Annotated in this window: 14 protein-coding genes; 7 read left to right on the top strand and 7 right to left on the bottom strand. The window is 37.3% G+C overall.

Annotated elements, in window-relative coordinates:
- Nucleotides 1–26: 26 nt before the first annotated feature.
- Both ABM34_RS00920 and ABM34_RS00915 read right to left on the bottom strand, forming a co-directional pair.
- Entirely contained in the window at nt 27–1355 is a 1329-nt protein-coding gene (locus tag ABM34_RS00920; RefSeq protein ID WP_048702524.1) for an aspartate kinase, read from the bottom strand.
- A complete protein-coding gene (locus tag ABM34_RS00915; RefSeq protein ID WP_048702523.1) occupies nt 1355–2566 on the bottom strand; it encodes a homoserine dehydrogenase in 1212 nt (403 codons plus the stop codon). The genes ABM34_RS00920 and ABM34_RS00915 overlap by 1 nt, the downstream gene beginning before the upstream one ends.
- A gap of 110 nt (nt 2567–2676) precedes the next feature.
- Here ABM34_RS00915 and thrC point away from each other — a divergent pair, with 110 nt between their 5' ends.
- Genes thrC through ABM34_RS00900 form a run of 3 tightly spaced genes read left to right on the top strand, consistent with a single transcriptional unit; the run spans nt 2677 to nt 5472 of the window.
- Nucleotides 2677–4167, top strand: a complete 1491-nt coding sequence (thrC, locus tag ABM34_RS00910) for a threonine synthase (protein WP_048702520.1) — start codon at nt 2677–2679, stop codon at nt 4165–4167.
- Nucleotides 4154–5035, top strand: coding sequence for a homoserine kinase (thrB, locus tag ABM34_RS00905; protein ID WP_048702519.1), 882 nt, complete (start codon nt 4154–4156; stop codon nt 5033–5035). Before thrC ends, thrB begins: the two co-directional genes overlap by 14 nt.
- 2 nt (nt 5036–5037) lie before the next feature.
- The gene (locus ABM34_RS00900) at nt 5038–5472 is read left to right on the top strand and encodes an ACT domain-containing protein (RefSeq protein ID WP_048702518.1); all 435 of its coding nucleotides are present in this window, start codon (nt 5038–5040) and stop codon (nt 5470–5472) included.
- A gap of 523 nt (nt 5473–5995) precedes the next feature.
- Here the strand turns inward: ABM34_RS00900 and ABM34_RS13115 are convergent.
- A complete protein-coding gene (locus ABM34_RS13115; RefSeq protein WP_157023174.1) occupies nt 5996–6148 on the bottom strand; it encodes a hypothetical protein in 153 nt (50 codons plus the stop codon).
- A gap of 502 nt (nt 6149–6650) precedes the next feature.
- Between ABM34_RS13115 and ABM34_RS00890 the strand changes: the two genes are divergently transcribed.
- Both ABM34_RS00890 and ABM34_RS00885 read left to right on the top strand, forming a co-directional pair.
- Nucleotides 6651–7814, top strand: a complete 1164-nt coding sequence (locus tag ABM34_RS00890) for a cation:proton antiporter (protein ID WP_053084436.1) — start codon at nt 6651–6653, stop codon at nt 7812–7814.
- An 81-nt stretch (nt 7815–7895) separates the two neighbouring features.
- Nucleotides 7896–8852, top strand: a complete 957-nt coding sequence (locus ABM34_RS00885; protein ID WP_048702516.1) for an EamA family transporter — start codon at nt 7896–7898, stop codon at nt 8850–8852.
- Between the two features lie 39 nt (nt 8853–8891).
- Here the strand turns inward: ABM34_RS00885 and ABM34_RS00880 are convergent, their stop codons facing one another.
- The 3 genes from ABM34_RS00880 to ABM34_RS00870 form a co-directional block, all read right to left on the bottom strand.
- The gene (locus ABM34_RS00880; protein ID WP_048702515.1) at nt 8892–9581 is read right to left on the bottom strand and encodes a GntR family transcriptional regulator; all 690 of its coding nucleotides are present in this window, start codon (nt 9579–9581) and stop codon (nt 8892–8894) included.
- Between the two features lie 141 nt (nt 9582–9722).
- Nucleotides 9723–10385 (bottom strand): DPBB and LysM peptidoglycan-binding domain-containing protein, encoded by a 663-nt coding sequence (locus ABM34_RS00875; RefSeq protein ID WP_048702514.1) that lies wholly within the window; start codon nt 10383–10385, stop codon nt 9723–9725.
- 262 nt (nt 10386–10647) lie between these two features.
- Complete coding sequence (locus tag ABM34_RS00870; RefSeq protein WP_048702512.1) at nt 10648–11358, bottom strand: hypothetical protein; 711 nt, start codon at nt 11356–11358, stop codon at nt 10648–10650.
- Nucleotides 11359–11543: 185 nt separating this feature from the next.
- Here ABM34_RS00870 and ABM34_RS00865 point away from each other — a divergent pair, with 185 nt between their 5' ends.
- Nucleotides 11544–12014 (top strand): flavodoxin, encoded by a 471-nt coding sequence (locus tag ABM34_RS00865; RefSeq protein WP_048702511.1) that lies wholly within the window; start codon nt 11544–11546, stop codon nt 12012–12014.
- A gap of 454 nt (nt 12015–12468) precedes the next feature.
- Here the strand turns inward: ABM34_RS00865 and ABM34_RS00860 are convergent, their stop codons facing one another.
- Nucleotides 12469–14451, bottom strand: coding sequence for a PTS sugar transporter subunit IIABC (locus ABM34_RS00860; RefSeq protein WP_048702510.1), 1983 nt, complete (start codon nt 14449–14451; stop codon nt 12469–12471).
- Between the two features lie 236 nt (nt 14452–14687).
- Here ABM34_RS00860 and ABM34_RS00855 point away from each other — a divergent pair, with 236 nt between their 5' ends.
- Nucleotides 14688–17429, top strand: a complete 2742-nt coding sequence (locus ABM34_RS00855; RefSeq protein WP_048702508.1) for a glycoside hydrolase family 65 protein — start codon at nt 14688–14690, stop codon at nt 17427–17429.
- Nucleotides 17430–17826 lie beyond the last annotated feature (397 nt).

Genomic DNA, 17826 nt, shown 5'->3' with positions numbered 1-17826 from the left:
ATTTTGGGGAGGAATAAAGTGTAATTCTATGCAGAAATTTTGCGATATCCGCGAAACATGGCTTCACGATAAATCTTCGCAATTGTCTTTTCGTAATCCTCATTGGATACACCGAAGACAACCTTGATGTCGCTACCTTCTTGAATTACTAAACGGACGTTTATCAAACTGTTGTCTAGATAGTCCAAAATTTTACCTGCGATGGCTGGACGTTTACTGAGTTCTAATGAAACTGCAGCAACAAGTGCGATATCTTGATTTACTTCAACTGAGTCTAATCCGCATGTGTTCTTAAGCTTCAAAACGATAGATTCAAGTTTGTTAGAAATATCTGCTTGTTGAAACAAGAAACTGAATGAGTCGTTTCCTGAAGGAACATAGTTGATTGAGATATGGAATTTTTGGAGGACTGCCAATACTTTTTGGAGTACTTCGATATGTTTATTAAGTTGATACTTTTTAATAGTAATAACTGTGTAATTTTTCTTTCCAGCAATACCTGTGATGAATTGGTCATCAAGGCGTTTGTCTGCTGAATCTACAACTAGTGTTCCACCCTCTTCAGGATGGTTTGTATTCAAAATTTTTGTAGGGATTTGTTTTTCACGGACAGGGCGAACTGCTTCTTCTTGGAAAACTCCGAATCCCATATATGTTAATTCTTGAAGCTCATCATATGTGAGAACGTCAATTTTCTTTGAATGGTCAACAATTCTTGGGTCTGCCATGAGAATTCCGGAAACATCTGTCCAGTTTTCGTAAAGGTTGGCATCTAATAATTTAGCTAAGATTGAACCAGAAATGTCACTACCACCACGAGGCATCAAGTGAATTGATCCATCGAGATTAGCACCATAAAATCCTGGGACAACTATTTGTTGGTATTTTTCATAGATTGAGTTCAAACGCACAGCTGACTCTTGATAATCAAAGTTATCTTCATCAAAAATCATAATATCTTTGGCATCGACAAAGTGATAGCCGAGGTAGTTTGCCATAAGTTTTGCTGTTAAATATTCACCCCGTGAAACCAGGTAGTCGTGTGAACATTCGTTTAAATTAGATTTAATTTCGTCTAAATCTTGTTCAATGTTGACGTCAAGATTCAAATCGTCACGAATCTTGAGAATGCGGGCACTAATGTGTCCGAAAATCGGTTGGTAGTCAATACCTTGTTTCAAAGCATCTTCAACCTTGATCAACATGTCTGTTACTTTGACAGGTTCAGCAGAACTTTTACCTGCTGCACTGACAACAACAACTTGTCGATCAGAATCACTATTAATTATATTTTTTACTTTTCTGAATTGGTTAGCGTCTGCTACTGAGCTACCCCCAAATTTTGCTACTTTCATTATGCGACAGCCTCCTGACTGCGAATGCTTCCTTTACTTGCTAAGCTACTATTGCTCGGTAAGCTAACCATAAATGATGAATCATCGACGTTTAATACGTCTTTCATGATTTCATGCATTTTTCCTACTGGGATTTGGTGAATCAGAAGGTATTCTCCTTCTTGTGTTGGTGCATATTCTGCGAATAGAGATTCAATATCAGCTTTTGAACGAACTAGGTAATCACCACTTGTAAGTTCAGGGCTGTACTCCATCTTTTGATCAAAATTACGTTTAAGGTGATCTTTTTCTTCTACAATATCTAAAATATCTTGAACAACGGCATTGGCTGTTGGGAACATCCCTGCACCTTGTCCGTAAAAGTCCAACTTACCAATCGTGTCACCGTTGAGTGAAATCAAATTGTAGTTGTCCGGTGTGTTTGCTTCCAATGTATGATTCAAGAATAATTTTGGTTCAACGACATAATCGAATTTGTTGCCTTGTTGATGTGTTGTACCAATCAACTTAACTGAGTAACCATTTTTTTCGAAAAATTTAACATCGTTTTTCTTGATATTTCTAATTCCAAAGATAGGAAGCTTGCTGCGATCTTTGATGTTAATGTTGTATGCAATGTCTGCACTGATACAAAGTTTGTTAGCAACGTCGATACCATCGATATCGGCACTTGGGTCAGCTTCGGCATATCCTAATTTTTGAGCTTGCTTCAATACTTCAGCAAATGATTGTCCATTACGTGTCATTTGGTCAAGAATGAAATTGCTTGTTCCATTGAAGATACCAGAAATTGAATTTACACTGTCAATACGAAGTGCTTTTTCCAATCCTTGAATCCAAGGAATACCGCCACCAACTGAAGCTTCAAAGTAAAATTTAACGTTGTTTTCGTTAGCTGCGTCTGTAAATTCTTTAAGATAAACAGCAATAACTGCTTTGTTTGCTGTGATAACGTGTTTACCATGTTGTAAGGCTGAAAGAATAAATTCATGGGCTGGTTCGATACCACCAAGAGCTTCAACGACAACATCTGTATTCTTGTCGTTCATGATTTCATCTATATCATCCGTCATTTCTGGTAGCACACGTTTCTTGTTTTTACGGATAAAAATGTGACTAACAGAGAGGTTTTGGGTTTGAACATTAGCCTTCTTAACTATTTCATATACGCCTTTTCCTACTGTTCCGAATCCTAAAATTGCGATTTTCATAGGTTTTAACCTCCTGTTAAAATTAATTGTGTTCATAAATCGTAAACACTTGTTTTTGAATTAAAAACAGGTTAACATATAGACATTCGAAATGCAAGGAGTTATAACTGATGAATAATAATTACACAAGTACAAGAGATAAGAATATAAGTATTTCAGCCAAGAATGCCATCAAAAAGGGATTTGCGGATGACGGTGGCTTGTTTGTATATCCAGAATTAAGCCAACTAAAGATCGACATTAATAAGTTGAATAATTTAAATTATCAACAAATAGCCGAAATAGTTTTGGAAAAACTTTTACCCGACTTCTCTATAGAAGAAATCAAAAACAGTATCGATCAAGCATATAGTATTAGTTTTGATACCACCGATATAACTCCCGTTGTAAATGTAGACAACTTCCACGTCTTGGAACTATTCCACGGACCAACAAGTGCCTTTAAAGACGTTGGTTTACAAATGTTGCCTCAACTAATGAAACATGTTTTAGATGAAGATAATAAAGTTATGATTTTAACTGCTACAAGTGGTGACACTGGAAAAGCTGCACTTGAAGGATTCAAGAATCTCGAGAAAATGAGCATCACAGTCTTCTACCCACACAACGGTGTCAGCAAGATTCAAAAGCTTCAAATGCAAACAACTAACGGTGAAAATACTGAAATCACAGCCATTGAGGGAAACTTCGACGATGCTCAAAGTAATGTTAAAAAGATTTTCAATGATCAAGAACTCAAGAAAGAACTTGGACCAAAAGTTAGCCTTTCTTCAGCCAACTCAATTAATATCGGTCGTTTGATTCCACAAGTTGTTTATTATTTTGACTCTTATATGCAACTGGTCAAAAATGGTTCGATTAATATAGGAGAAAAAGTAAACTTTACTGTTCCAACTGGAAACTTCGGCGACGTCCTCGCCGGCTTCTACGCCAAACAAATGGGCTTACCTGTTAATAAGTTCGTTGTCGCAAGTAATGAAAATAACGTCTTAACAAAATTTTTCCAAAGTGGTGTTTATGACCGCAATATGCCTTTCTTCCAAACTGTTGCGCCTAGTATGGATATCCAAATCTCGAGTAATTTCGAGCGTTTGCTCTACTACAAGAGTGGTGAGGATACTGGATATGTTAAGGGGTTGATGGACGAGCTGGAAAGTTCTGGCCGCTACCAAGTTTCTGATGAGGTGCTTGCTAGTATCAAGGAGGACTTCTTCTGTGGCTTTAGTACGGATGACGAGATTGAGGATTCGATTTCAGAGGTTTACAAGAAAGATAATTATTTGATGGATCCACACACTGCGGTTGGTTACAAGGTTATGCGTGACTATCAAAAGACTGGTGATGATACGCCGATGATTTTATTGAGTACTGCTAGTCCTTACAAGTTTGTCCGTGTGGTTGCGAAATCTATTTTGGATGATGTTCCTGAAGATGATTTCGAGGTTATGCAAAAGTTAAATAAGGTGACAAATATTGCTATTCCTAAGAATTTGGCTAACGTTTGGAACCTACCTATTCTTCACGACGATGTGATTGAAAAGGATCAAATGAGAGATTATGTGAAATCGAAAGTCGAGGAAGAGTTTTATGATAAGGATTAAAGTACCTGCCACAAGTGCAAACATTGGTGTCGGATTTGACTGTATGGGATTAGCCGTTTCACTATATTCCAACGTTGATTTCGAACCTAGCAAGAAGAAATTAGAAATTTACGGTTGTCCTGAAGAATTCCGCAACGAAAACAATTTAGTTTACAAAGCTTTCGTCAACACATGCGATTTCTTAAATGAACCGGTACCAAATGTTAGAATTACGATTGAAAATAACATTCCAGTCGCCCGTGGGCTTGGAAGCTCTGCGTTTTGTATCGTGGCTGGTATCAAAGGTGCTAACGATTGGTTCGATGCTCCACTCAGCAACGATGAAATTCTGGACTTAGCAACGAATATGGAAGGACACCCTGACAACGTCTCTCCTGCGATTTACGGCAAACTGGGTGTTTCATTCATCGATGAGAACAAAGACGTACAGACAGTTCATTTCAACGTAAATCCATCGCTTAGATTTGTCACAATGATTCCCAACTACGAAGTCAGCACTGATAAAGCTAGAGAAATCCTTCCAACGGAAATGAGCTATTCAGAGGCAATTTATCAAGTTGGACACGCCGTTGCCCTTTCAAAAGCAATGGAATTAGGAAACTTGAAATTGATTCGAGAATGTATCATCGACAAGATGCATGAACCCTACCGTTCAAAACTTATTCCGGACTATGAAAATGCCAAGAATATTTGTGAAAAAGCAAATGGTACAATGTATATCAGCGGAAGTGGCTCAACGATGATGGCAATCGTAGATAATGAAAAGAATGCTGAAAAAATCGTTGAGAACACAAAAAAAGACTTCCCAGATTGGAAAGTCTATCACCTAAATGTTGATACAAAGGGAGCAATTAGCGAGGTAATTTAAAATTGGAAAAATACTATATTGTTGACGGCTCGATCCTACCCGAATCATTCGATAAAGTCATCCGAGCAAGAAAATTAATCGAAAGTGGTAAAATCCATCAAGTCAGCGAAGCTGTAAAACAAGTTGGGATTAGTCGTGGAACGTATTACAAGTACAAAGATCTAGTCTTCCTACCAGAAGAAAATATGACAACCAGAAAAGCTTTGATCTCATTGATGCTAGAACATGAGCAAGGTTTACTTTCAAAAGTTTTAGTTCTGTTGTCAGATTCAAATGCCAGTGTGCTGACGATTAATCAAAACATCCCTATTCATGATTTGGCTAGTGTTGTGCTTTCTTTTGATATTAGTCATTTGAAGGGTACGATTGATGATTTGCTTGATGATTTGAAGCAGTTTGATGGGATTAGTAATGTGCAATTGATTTCGATTGAATAGGTTTTATAAGGTTTTATGCATAGAGTTCACTTGAAGTTATTTGTTTAGTTCTTTAGTTCTTTAGTTCTTTAGTTTGGTCCAGCCTTTGGCTGGGCTTTTTTTGGTTGTGGTTCACTGCCACCTTCCGGGAGGGATTATACAACGCTGGAACGCCATGGACATCAGTTTGAGCTTTTTTCAAAGACCGAAAAAATCTCAAACCTGAGTCTTTTCCTAACCCGGAGACATCCCCGGCTAAGGAAAACTTCATGGCTGAGCATTGTATAATCCCTCCCTCCAGGTTGTTTTGGATCAAAACTATCTTTTTTGTGGGTGGGCGGAAACTTGCAGTCTAAGTGATTTACCTGAGTGTTGTTCCTTGGCAATTACTGCACTATCCAGAATCAAAAAATTCAAAAGCAAGAATGCAAAATAATAATCTTTTAGCCTTTGCAAGTCTAATAGATACTGGTTGTCTTTATTTATTAAATTTTTGTGAGTGTTACGTTATAAAACTCATTGTATTAGATAGGCAATTTAGAACCTATTTTGGCCAAGCAATATACATTGCTAAAATCACTCCAAATGTTCCTACCAGATAACACATTCTTGCCATTGTGCTTTTCTTAATGTGGGTACCGGTGACTAAAAATACTAGTCCAACTATAAAAGCCACAACCATGAAAACAAAATCCATAGCTATCCTCCGTTTCGTAATTGATATATAAATTATCTTTTGCTATAAAGCTCTCAATTCTATAAATCAGTTGTAATTATTATTTATACTACTGTGAACTGATTCTGGATGTTCACCACATCACCAGTCGCAGGAGCTGAGAAATATTTATAGGCAGTGAAAGTGGTGTTAGAACGGACGATTCACCCGTTCTTACAGCACCGGGCGAGTTTGAAGACTTTCGCGAACTTCGAAAGGCTCCAAACCGAGGGGCGAGACCTTGGCTCGACCCGGTCCGCACAGCCAATAAATATTTCTCAGCTCCGGAGACGGCATACTTAGAGCACTTCTGCACTAAAGAACTTATGCACTTATGCACTTATGCACTTAATATTATTCTTCAAATTACAATAACGAATAAATGTGAACGAACCTTGAACAACCTGTGCATTTTTCGCATAAGTTTGGTTTATCAAACAAACTGTTATAAACTTTAGACGTTTACATCGAGAGGATAATAATTATGGAACAATTTTCGTTATTAATTACATTATTCGCAGCGCTAGTAACACCACTAATTCTAGCCCGCTTCAAAATCACACAAATGCCAAGTGCCATTTCCGAAATCATCATGGGAATAATCATCGGAAAAACAGGACTAAATCTTGTTCAACCTGATATGACCCTAAAATACCTAGCAAACTTAGGTGTCATCATGTTGATTTTCCTAGGTGGTATGGAGATTGATTTTACATTGTTCGAGAAAAAGGAGAAACTCAATAAAGAGCTATCTCCTTTAAGTATTGCTTCGGTGGCATTCTTAAGTATTTTAGTCATGTCGCTAGCTTTAAGTGCGATTCTTTATACTACTGGTATTTTTGATAACTTTATCTTAGCAACAATTCTATTCTGTACGATTGCAATGGGTGTTTTGATATCACTGCTCAAAGAGTCAGGACTACTTGAAAAGGAATACGGACAAACAATCTTACTAACGGCTGTTTTGGGTGAATTTATTCCCCTACTTGCTTTAACGATTTATTCTGCAATTATGCAAAAGAATTATATTTCAGCATTCGGATTGCCAGTCATTTTCTTAATAGCAATTTTCTTACTATACAGATTTAAGCCTGTTTATAAATTCTTTGATCAAATTGATAAATCTACTACTCAATTAGATATTCGTTTAGCGTTCTTTCTTATTTTTGCTTTGGTAACATTTGCTGAACAAATTGGTGCTGAGAGTATTCTAGGTGCTTTCCTTGCTGGTGCAGTTATGAAGCTTTTGCAACCTAAAGAAGAAACTCAAGAGAAATTGAGTTCTATGGGATATGGATTTTTCATACCTATTTTCTTCATCGTCACCGGGGTTAATTTGAATCTACGTGAGTTATTTGCTAATCCAAAAGCATTAACACTCATTCCAGTATTCTTGATAGCCTTCTTCTTATCAAAAGCTATCGTTTACTTTGTTTTCAAGCCAAGATTTGGAAAAAGATTGGCAAAGGCAGCCTCTGTTTTGACTGCCACTACTATTACTTTAGTTTTGCCCATTTTGGAAGTTGGAAAAAGCTTGAAGATCATCACTGAAACTCAGGCTGGAGCAATTACCTTAGCCGCAATTATCACATGTTTAGTTTGTCCAATTGTCTTCAATAGAACGATCAACGGACATAAGGCGGCCTAGTTAAAAAATATATTTACGTTTCATTGGAATTGATGTATACAATATGCATCATTCAAAATATTGAGATTGGGGATCAACCTTTTGGATGAGAAAGCTTTAACGCCGATTTCTTCTGCTAAACATTTGCGAAATAAGGGGATTATTCTTTCGTTAACTAGTCAAATACTTTGGGGAACAACTGGTAATGTTGCACAATATTTGTTCAGCACCACCCATATCACAGTTAACTGGATCATTAGTTTTAGAATGATTCTGGCTGGATTTATTCTTCTGGGATTTACTTGGATGACGAAAGGATTAAAGTACACTACTGCAGTTTGGCACGGGAAAAAGAGCGCAATTTCACTTCTGATTTTTAGTATTTTCGGAATGCTAGGAATTCAATTAACTTATTTTATGACAATTAAATATTCTAATGCGGCAACGGCAACTATTTTACAGTTTACATCGCCGGTTGTAATCATTGCCTACGTTGCTATTCGACATCGAAAATGGCCGTCATTTTTGGAAATGATTACGGTACTATTCGCAGTTGTGGGAACATTCTTGCTAATTACCCAAGGTGATTTGAGTACCTTGAGCGTTCCATTAACTGCACTTATCTGGGGACTCTTGTTAGCAGCGTCTAATTCACTATACATATTGATGCCAATAAAATTATTACATGATTTTGGTACCCTACCCATTGTCGCCTGGGCATTTTTTATTGGTGGAGTCATAATGAATTTTGTACAGCCAGCATGGGTTGGTGGGCCTCCTGTTTCATGGGCCAACTTCTGGATACTTCTGTTCATGGTTGTTCCGGCAACAGTTTTCGCATACATGATGGAATTATTAAGTATTCCGTTACTTCCACCTGTAACGATTTCGTTACTCCAGGCTGCTGAACCTATCTCAGCAACTTTGATTGCGGTATTTTTCATGGGCGTTAGTTTCAACTGGATTGGTGTCATTGGTATTGTTTTGGTTATCGGAACTGTCTTTGTTGAGGCAATTCCATATCATAAGAAACCAGTTATTAAACCAAAGAATGGTTGATGAACATTGCATACAAAACACAAAGAGGACTGATTTACATCAGTCCTCTTTTTCTTGCTCTTGATATGTATTAAATAATCGCATGGTCGTTAGCCAATCCTTAGTCATGGCAGCACTTGCTCTAGTGGCATTATGTTCCACTAGTGCTTTTAATAATGGATCATGTTGACTGGAAATATTTTTAGGTTGTGAAGTCGAATTGCCAAGCTTATTTATTAAATAGACTTCGTAACGATTGATATGTGCATATAACATTTCCGAAAATTGTGTCTCATATTCATTGTCAGCAATCTTCAAAATTTCTTGATGAAATGCTCGATCAGCTTTCAAAATTGTTTGGATCTTTGAATCATTGATTGCTGCACGATATTTTTTCTCAAGTGTGGCAATTTTTCTCAGACCATCTTCGTCAATTTTTGAGGCTGCTTGATTAGCAGCTAATCCTTCTATTACTGCCATTGGTTCAAACAAAGTTGAAATATCTTCATTATTGATTGGTGAAACTCTCGTAACTTTACCTGATGCCATGATGACAAATCCGTCTTGATTTAGCTTCAATAAAGCTTCTCTGATTGGTGCTCGACTAACTGAAATTGCTGCAGCCAACTCTACTTCAGCTAATTTCTCTCCTGGATTAAGCTCCCCTTGAATAATCCATTCTTTAATTTGATTATAAGCACGATCTTTTGCCGTTTGTTTTTCAAAAGGCTTTGATGTTGGTATTGGCATAATGATTCCCCCGTAACTATTGCATACAGTATATCATTGAACAAGTGATAAATAAGTTAAGCTTTTTTAAAGAAATAGTTAAAATGCACAAAAAAACCACATCTTTTTTGGATGTGGTCATCTGTGTTGAGTTTCTAAAAATTATCCTAATACTTGAACAGTTGCTGATGTAATTCCGTATGAAGGAATTGCGTTATTAGGCATAGCAACGTCTAATTGATATGGGTTGCTGTATGCAAAGTATCCTGTATCATTAACAGTTCTTGTTAATTGTGTACCATCAGCTAATGTGATAAGTAATCTTGTTCCCTTAGGGAAGATTGATAAGTTGGCAGCAACACCACCATAACCCATGCTTGAACCTAATACGGCTGGATCATAGAAACTGATCTTGAATGTTCCTGCTGATTGAGATGTGCTTGGAGCATATGTTTGAGCACTTTGTGTTTGGGCTGGTTGTTGTGCTTGTTCTTGTTGAACTGGTTGTGCTTCCTCTTGTACTGGAGCTTCTTCAACTGGTGCTTGTGTAGCTTGAACGTTTTGTTCTACTGCTGTTGTTGTTGGAAGTGTAACGATATCTCCAGGGAAGATAAGGTCAAATCCACCAACTACGCGGCCATTTGCTTGTTCCAATTCAGGAATTGTAACACCATTTGCGGCTGCGATACTTTTGTATGTGTCACCTGCAACTACAGATACGTGATTTGCATCAAGGGCGATTGCAGCCTGTGATGTACTTGTTTTGATACCGAAGGCTGTCAAAGCCATTGCACTTACAAATGCGAGTGATAATACTTTTTTCATAGATTTAATAACATCCTTACTTTTTTGATTAGCTCTTAGCTATGAGAGTAACTATAGCAGGTGAATGTTACAGCTCTACAGTTCTGATATTACAGTTAATGCTTATTATGTAACCTTAGTAATGTTATTGAAATCTAATTTCTCAAAACGGCTTAATGTCGGCTTTAACTGCCGTACCTTATTTTATTATTATGAAAATATGAAAATAAAAAAGCCCTAATATCGGGCTTTTACTGTATTATTACTAGTATTTTCAGAAAAATTAAGAGTTTTTTGGGTAAAATTTAGCTAATTCGTATGCCATATGGATCAATTCAAATGAGTGTTCGTTTTGTAAATTGGCAAAACTGAAGTCACCGGAGTTCAACTTCATCAATTCCATTATGTCTTGAAAGGCAATAGCCACTTGGTAATAATACATATTACCGACTGGCTCAAATCTGATGGTAACTTTATTTTTTGACCAAATTGGCGGTTCAGTTGGTAATTCATTTAACTTCTCAATGAATTTTGCATCGTCTTTATTCCAACTGGCAACACCATAATCTGCCTGGTTTATCTTGCCATTAAATCCCACACCATAGGCAACAGCCATTCCCAAAATCCAAGTCATCTTCTCAGGCATCATCAACTTTCGAGATAATGCGGCGACCAGATAAAGGGCGCTGACATATGGAGAATGAGCGTCACTCCCCTTTTTGTCTAAATCGTCCATAATTGTAAATGCATTGTCGAGATACATATTTTTCTCTTTTTGAGATCCGACTAACTGGTCAAGAGTCTCCTGCTCGAAAGTTTCGATCATTCCATGTTCTATCCATTCGCGAGTATTCTCGTCTTCTTTTCCAGTCATACTCATCAACATGGCATCTTTATCATTCTTTAGTAATTCAAGGACTTGCTGTGCATCATTGGTCCAAGGTAAAGCAAGCTCATCTTTTTTCATTACTGAATAGTAAGTAGTTTCTTGCATATTAGTCACTTCGTTTACAACTTGATTTTTTCTATACTTATAATATAGACCTTCGACTAGGCTTTAATGCAAGTAAATTTTTGAAAAAAGTTGTTAGTAGTGTACTTGAATGGATTCTGAAGAGTTCTACAATAGAGATGTAATCACTCATTTATGAATGATTAGTATTATTTAGGAGGGATTTTATGGCAAACGAAAGTGTCGTAGTATATTACTCCAACTCAGGCATTACCAAAAAAGCAGCTGAAAAGATTGCTTACAAGACTGATTCAGATATGATGGGTATTCATCCAAAGGATGCATTCCCTACTGACTACCAAGCCTTAACCGATTTTGTACAAGAAGAAATCGCTGATAATAAATTACCCGAATTGGACAAGAAATATGATGTATCGAAGTATTCAACTATTTTTCTTGGATTTCCAACATGGTATGAGCGTCCACCTTTATTAATTGATGAGTTTTTGAAGAAAACTAAGATTGCTAAAAAGGATATTATTCCTTTTACTACTAGTGGTTCTAGTTCGATTGATGTTAGTGTGCCTTTTATTGAGAAGATTTGTCGTAAACGTGGTGCTGTGCTTGTTGATGGGTTTACGGCTAATGATTCTTCAGATGTGGAGAAGTTCTTAAACGATTATTTGGAAAAGGAGTAATTGTTGGTGGTTCAATTCCGTTCTCCGGGTCGGCGTATTGCGGCCTGGAACGTACTGGGCACAATTTGAAGCCACTTCATAGTTCGAAGTGTCTCCAAACTTGGCCTTTTGGGTAAGTTGGGATAATTCCCCAACTAACCAAAATTTCAGTACTGAGGCCGAATACGCCGACCCTGCGAACTGAGTTTTATGCATACTCATTTATTTGTGGGGGTGGTGTTGTGGACTGGTTTTATCTGAGGTTCACTTCTAATCTCCATTAAACATTTAGAACCTAAATCAAGACCTTTTTTTAAGGTAAAGTACATTATGAAGTTCGGGACAGATTTCCAAAGACAATAAATCCGCTTCGAACTTTTTTTCTTGTTTCTTCTATATAAAGTAGTAAATCAAATTATGGTACAAAAAAATCGTCTTGCTTTCGCATTGACGATTTTTTTGAATCTATTGTTACTTATTTACTTACAGCTGGTTCACGGCTTCCTAATCTTACTTTTTCTACTGTGTGTACTTTTTGTTCAAGGTCATCTTCCTTGAATCCGAAGAAGTATGTCATTGTGAAGGAAACTATTAATGCGGCTGCTGATGCTATTAGGTATCCTGTGAAGCTTGAGTCTATTCCTTTTGGATTGATGAATGAGGCGAATCCGATTAGTGATCCGGCGAAGCCCCACATGTCAACGTGTAGTAGTCCTGTTAATAATCCACCTACGGCACCACCGATGTTGGCTGTCCAAAAGACTCTTCCGTATTTCAAGTTAATACCATACATTGCTGGTTCTGTAATTCCAGCGAAGGCTGAAAGTGTTGCGGCACCAGCAATTTGTTTGATTGCTAGGTTTTTCTTTGTTTTGAAGAATACTGCCATTACGGCGGCACCTTGGGCAACCATTGTTGCTGAAACGATGGCATTCAATGCTGAGTGTCCATCTGTTGCTATTTGGTTGGCAACGACTGGAATAACTGCCCAGTGTAGTCCGAAGATAACCAAGCATTGATAGAATCCACCGATTATTAATCCTGATAGTGCGGGACTGAAGCTTAGTAATGCCACGATTCCACTTGCTAGAAGTGAACTTAAGAATGTGATAACTGGTCCAACGATTACTAAGATAACTGCACTGACTACGAATACTTCAATTAATGGACTGACGATCATTCTGATTGAAGCTGAAATATATTTTTTCAACCATGGTTCAATTAATGAAGCTAGCCATGCGGCGGCAATCATTGGGAAAATTGAATATGTGTAATTTGCGACATGAATTGGAATACCAAAGAAGTTGGCATTAATTGTCATTTGACTACTTGCAGTTTTTGTTGCTAATTGTACTAATGTTGGATATGCAAGTACACCACCGATAACTGCAACGATGATCTGATTTGCACCTAAACGTTTTGCTGCGGTATATCCAACTAGTATAGGTAAGAAGTAGAATACTGAATCACCCATTGCGTTGATGATCATGTATGTATTACTTGTTGCTGATAGTGCGTGGAATGATACGAATAATGAAACTAATCCTTTTAGAATACCTGCAGCAGCAAGTAATCCGATGATTGGCATCATACTTGCGGTGATAACACCAATTAATGAACTGAAATAAAATTTAGTTTTTGGCCAAACACCCTTAGGTGCTTTACGCTTTGGTCCCTTTGGTGCTTCACCTTCGCCACCAAATCCTGGTCCTAATACTTTAACAACGGCATCGAATGCTTCTTCAACCTTTGGTCCTATAACTACTTGATATTGGCCTCCGGCTCTAGCTACTTCTAGAACACCATTTAGATTCTTGATTACATCGTCATTTGCCTTTTTATCATCTTTTAAATAAAAACGCACACGTGTAATACAGTGGATTACGCTGTCAACATTCTCAGCTCCACCAACATTTTTGACAATCTCTTTTGCAAGATCATCAAAATTAACTTTTCCACCTTTTGGTTCAGGTTGTTTAGCTGCTTCTTCGTCACCCATCATTTCGATTGTGGCAACTTGGGCCCCTACCATATTGTTTCCGACATCTGGCGTTACAGATTTTACCATCTTAGCAGAGTTGGTAATTGCTACGATAATATCTGTTGGTTTGCCGGCTTTCTTGATAGCATCAATATCCATTGTTGCCATCTTTTGTCCGGCGCTAACTATATCACCTTCATGGACATTGATTTCAAATGGCTCACCATTTAATTCAACAGTATCAACACCCATATGTATCAAGACCTCAAGCCCATTATTACCAGCAATTCCGATCGCATGCTTTGTTGGAGCAACTAGCATGATCTTACCTGCTAATGGAGCTTCAATCTTTGTATCTGTTGGAATGACGCCAAACCCGTCACCCATTGCCTTTTCGGAAAACATTGGATCATTGACATCAGTAATGTCTACAACCTTACCACTGGCAGGCGACAGAAGTATTTCGTCGTTTTTCATTAATAACACCCCCAAGTCCTGTATAAGACCGTTTTAGTATATCGCTTACATTTATAATTCTATATCAATGTAAGCGCTATTTGTTTCAGATTCAACAAATATTTTATACTTAATTTAGTTATTTTAAGTAGAAATATCGTTATATAGTTAATATCAAAATATTATTAATATAAACAATGGAATCAAATTGCTTATTTGGTATTGGAACTTTAAACTGGAATTGGGAGGTAATATTAATGAAACCGCTATATCTTACTGTTACTGATAAACACATTAGATATTCTTATGAGGATTCTGATGACGAATCTACTATTAATAAGACATACAATATCAACTCTGCCAGAACTTTAGGTGAAAACTTAGATAACTTTAAACTCAAGTTACCAAAGGACTTTGATGTTGTCGTAATTCTTAATCCAATTGATGTTGAATTACGTGATACTATCGTAAGCTGTGGTAATCAACCTATTGACATGGGATTAACAATGGAGAATTTACTCCACATCCCTACAGTTGGTGTGCATGACGTAGCAAGATTAGGTTTACAACAAGCTGTTTCGACTGAAATCGAGCATGCAGGTTGGCATTTGGAATATTACGGTTCATATTCAGGCAAACGTCAATATGGGCAAGAATCTATGCAAACCATTGGTAATGGATACTTTGGTTTACGTGGATCTTATGTAGAATCCAGAGCAAATGATAATTATTACCCTGGTACTTATGTTGCTGGTGTTTTTGACCAACTAACTACCAACATCAACAATCGTGATATCGTAAATGAAGATTTGGTCAATTTACCAAATGCTCAATTTATGACATTTAGTATTGATGACAGTGACCCATTTGAACTATCGCCAGACGTGATTGACAACGTTTATCGTTCACTTGATATGAGAACGGGTGTCTTCACAATTACAATGTTGATTTCTCTACCAAATGGTAAAAAGATCAAAGTCACTACTAAAAAAGCAGCTGATATGAAAAATTATCACAGCTACTCATTACAATATACTGTCCAACCACTCAATTTCTCTGGTGAAATGAAGATTTATTCAGAGATTGATGGTTCTGTTGAAAATACCAATGTCGAAAGATATCGTGCATTTAATGGTAAACACATCGTCGTTGATGACACTAAAGTCGATGGTGACCGTGCCCTACTTTTAGCACACACTAAGAATTCTAATGTAAATATTGCTGTCGGGACTAGAATTCAATGCCCTAACATCGATGGTACAGAATTAAATTCAAATAGATTCCAAGAGAAGATTTCTCAATCAATTGGTTTCCACGTGGTTGAAGGAAGATCATACACAGTTGAGAAAACTGTCAGCATTTACACTTCATTAGAAACCGATTCTTCACTGGAATTTGCTGTTAATGATCACGCTTATCACAAGAACTTTGCTGATGCTGTTGCTAACTCAATGAAATGTTGGCAAAAGATTTGGAGTAGCGAGGATATCCAATTGAGTGGTGACATTACTGCTCAAAAATTGATTCGTCTAAACGAGTTTGACACGACTGTTTCTGCACAACAACATGTCAACCAGCACCTTGATGCATCCGTTGGTGCACGTGGTCTAAACGGTGAAGCTTACCGTGGTCATATTTTCTGGGATGAAGTATTTATACTTCCATATTACACAATGCACTATCCAGATTTAACCAAGTCATTATTGATGTATCGTTATAATCGTTTAGGTGCTGCCAAGAAATATGCTGCTGAAAATGGGTATAAAGGTGCCATGTATCCTTGGCAAAGTGCGATGTATGGTGATGAACAGTCACAATCAATGCACTTAAATCCAATTACTAATCAATGGGATCCAGATAATTCAAGAAAGCAACGTCACGTTTCTTTAGCAATTGCTTACAATATTTGGAACTATTACAACATGACTCAAGACGATGACTTTATTAACAAATATGGTCTCGAAATGATGTTGAACATTGCCAAGCTTTGGATCAGTATGGCTGAATATGATTCTAAAACGAAGAAATATACAATTGAAAATGTTATGGGTCCAGATGAGTTCCACGAAGGTTATCCAGATGCCAAAGAATCTGGTTTGAAAAATAATGCTTACACAAACATTATGACCAGTTGGCTCTTCAGCAAGATTACCTATCTTCTTAACAAAGAACCACAAGCTAATATTGATGAAAACTTGAAACGTGCTGACTTTACTCAAGATGATATCGACAGTATGGATGGCATTGGTCATGATTTGAAGTTGGAATTCAACAAAGACGGAATTCTTGGTCAATTCGAAGGCTACTTCAAACTTAAAGACATTGACTTTGATTACTACAGACGTCAATACGGTGACATTTCGAGAATGGACCGTATTCTTAAAGCCGAAGGCGATTCACCTGATCAATATCAATTAGCAAAACAGGCTGATGCATTGATGGGATTGTATAACCTACGTGAAAGTACATTCATGGGAATTTTGAAGGATATGGGATACCCTGTTGAAAATCCAGAAAAATTCATTAAAGACAATGTCAACTTTTACCTACAAAGAACTACTCATGGTTCAACTCTTTCAAGAATCGTCTACTCGATGTTGGCTCTGAAGGTTAATGACAAAGAGTTGTCATGGAAGTTGTTCTACCAGGCATTAACGAGTGATTACTATGATATTCAAGGTGGTACGACTGCTGAAGGTATTCACCTAGGTGTTATGGGTGCAACTTTGAATGTTATCACTTCATACTTTGCCGGTGTCGACTTCAGAGGTGATGAGTTGGAAGTTGACCCTAACTTCCCTGATACTTGGAACACATTACAATTCAACTTCTTGTTTAGAAATATCCACTACTACTTCACAGTTTCAACTGATACGATTATTGTTAAAGCTGACCAGGATTCTCATATCCTTGTTCAAGGCGAGCAAATTGCATTGAATGCCGATGAAGAGAAAACTATTAATTATAATACTGGTAAGAAATTGGATTTTGCTAAATAGAGTAAAAACTGGAAAGATGTCTCGATTGAGATGTCTTTTTTTAATTAAAAAAGGTACAGTGCAAATTTTTGGTTTGTACTGTACCTATTATTTTTTATGTATTACTGGTCGATTCACTCGGGTCTTGCTTAAACGCGCAAATTGACATTGAAGACTGCACACAAGGCTGAAAAGACTGCGGGGGGATTTCGCCCCCACTTTAGTTGTGCTAAACATGCTGTAACGCTTTGCTTTAGTTTTGCTTAAACGCGCAAATTGACATTGAAGACTGCACACAAGGCTGAAAAGACTGCGGGGGGATTTCGCCCCCACTTTAGTTGTGCTAAACATGCTGTAACACTTTGCTTTAGTTTTGCGTAAACGCACAAATAAACACTGGATACTGCATATAAGCCGG

Origin of the sequence: Companilactobacillus ginsenosidimutans, assembly GCF_001050475.1 — a bacterium.
Taxonomy (GTDB): Bacteria; Bacillota; Bacilli; order Lactobacillales; family Lactobacillaceae; genus Companilactobacillus; species Companilactobacillus ginsenosidimutans.
This window is presented reverse-complemented; position numbering and strand designations above follow the sequence as displayed.

Excerpts from the sequence above, each read along its gene's own strand:
- ABM34_RS00920 (WP_048702524.1), bottom strand. The coding sequence starts at position 1,355 with ATGAAAGTAGCAAAATTTGGGGGTAGCTCAGTAGCAGACGCTAACCAA.
- ABM34_RS00915 (WP_048702523.1), bottom strand. The coding sequence starts at position 2,566 with ATGAAAATCGCAATTTTAGGATTCGGAACAGTAGGAAAAGGCGTATAT.
- thrC (WP_048702520.1), top strand. The coding sequence starts at position 2,677 with ATGAATAATAATTACACAAGTACAAGAGATAAGAATATAAGTATTTCA.
- thrB (WP_048702519.1), top strand. The coding sequence starts at position 4,154 with ATGATAAGGATTAAAGTACCTGCCACAAGTGCAAACATTGGTGTCGGA.
- ABM34_RS13115 (WP_157023174.1), bottom strand. The coding sequence starts at position 6,148 with ATGGATTTTGTTTTCATGGTTGTGGCTTTTATAGTTGGACTAGTATTT.
- ABM34_RS00890 (WP_053084436.1), top strand. The coding sequence starts at position 6,651 with ATGGAACAATTTTCGTTATTAATTACATTATTCGCAGCGCTAGTAACA.
- ABM34_RS00880 (WP_048702515.1), bottom strand. The coding sequence starts at position 9,581 with ATGCCAATACCAACATCAAAGCCTTTTGAAAAACAAACGGCAAAAGAT.
- ABM34_RS00875 (WP_048702514.1), bottom strand. The coding sequence starts at position 10,385 with ATGAAAAAAGTATTATCACTCGCATTTGTAAGTGCAATGGCTTTGACA.
- ABM34_RS00870 (WP_048702512.1), bottom strand. The coding sequence starts at position 11,358 with ATGCAAGAAACTACTTACTATTCAGTAATGAAAAAAGATGAGCTTGCT.
- ABM34_RS00865 (WP_048702511.1), top strand. The coding sequence starts at position 11,544 with ATGGCAAACGAAAGTGTCGTAGTATATTACTCCAACTCAGGCATTACC.
- ABM34_RS00860 (WP_048702510.1), bottom strand. The coding sequence starts at position 14,451 with ATGAAAAACGACGAAATACTTCTGTCGCCTGCCAGTGGTAAGGTTGTA.
- ABM34_RS00855 (WP_048702508.1), top strand. The coding sequence starts at position 14,688 with ATGAAACCGCTATATCTTACTGTTACTGATAAACACATTAGATATTCT.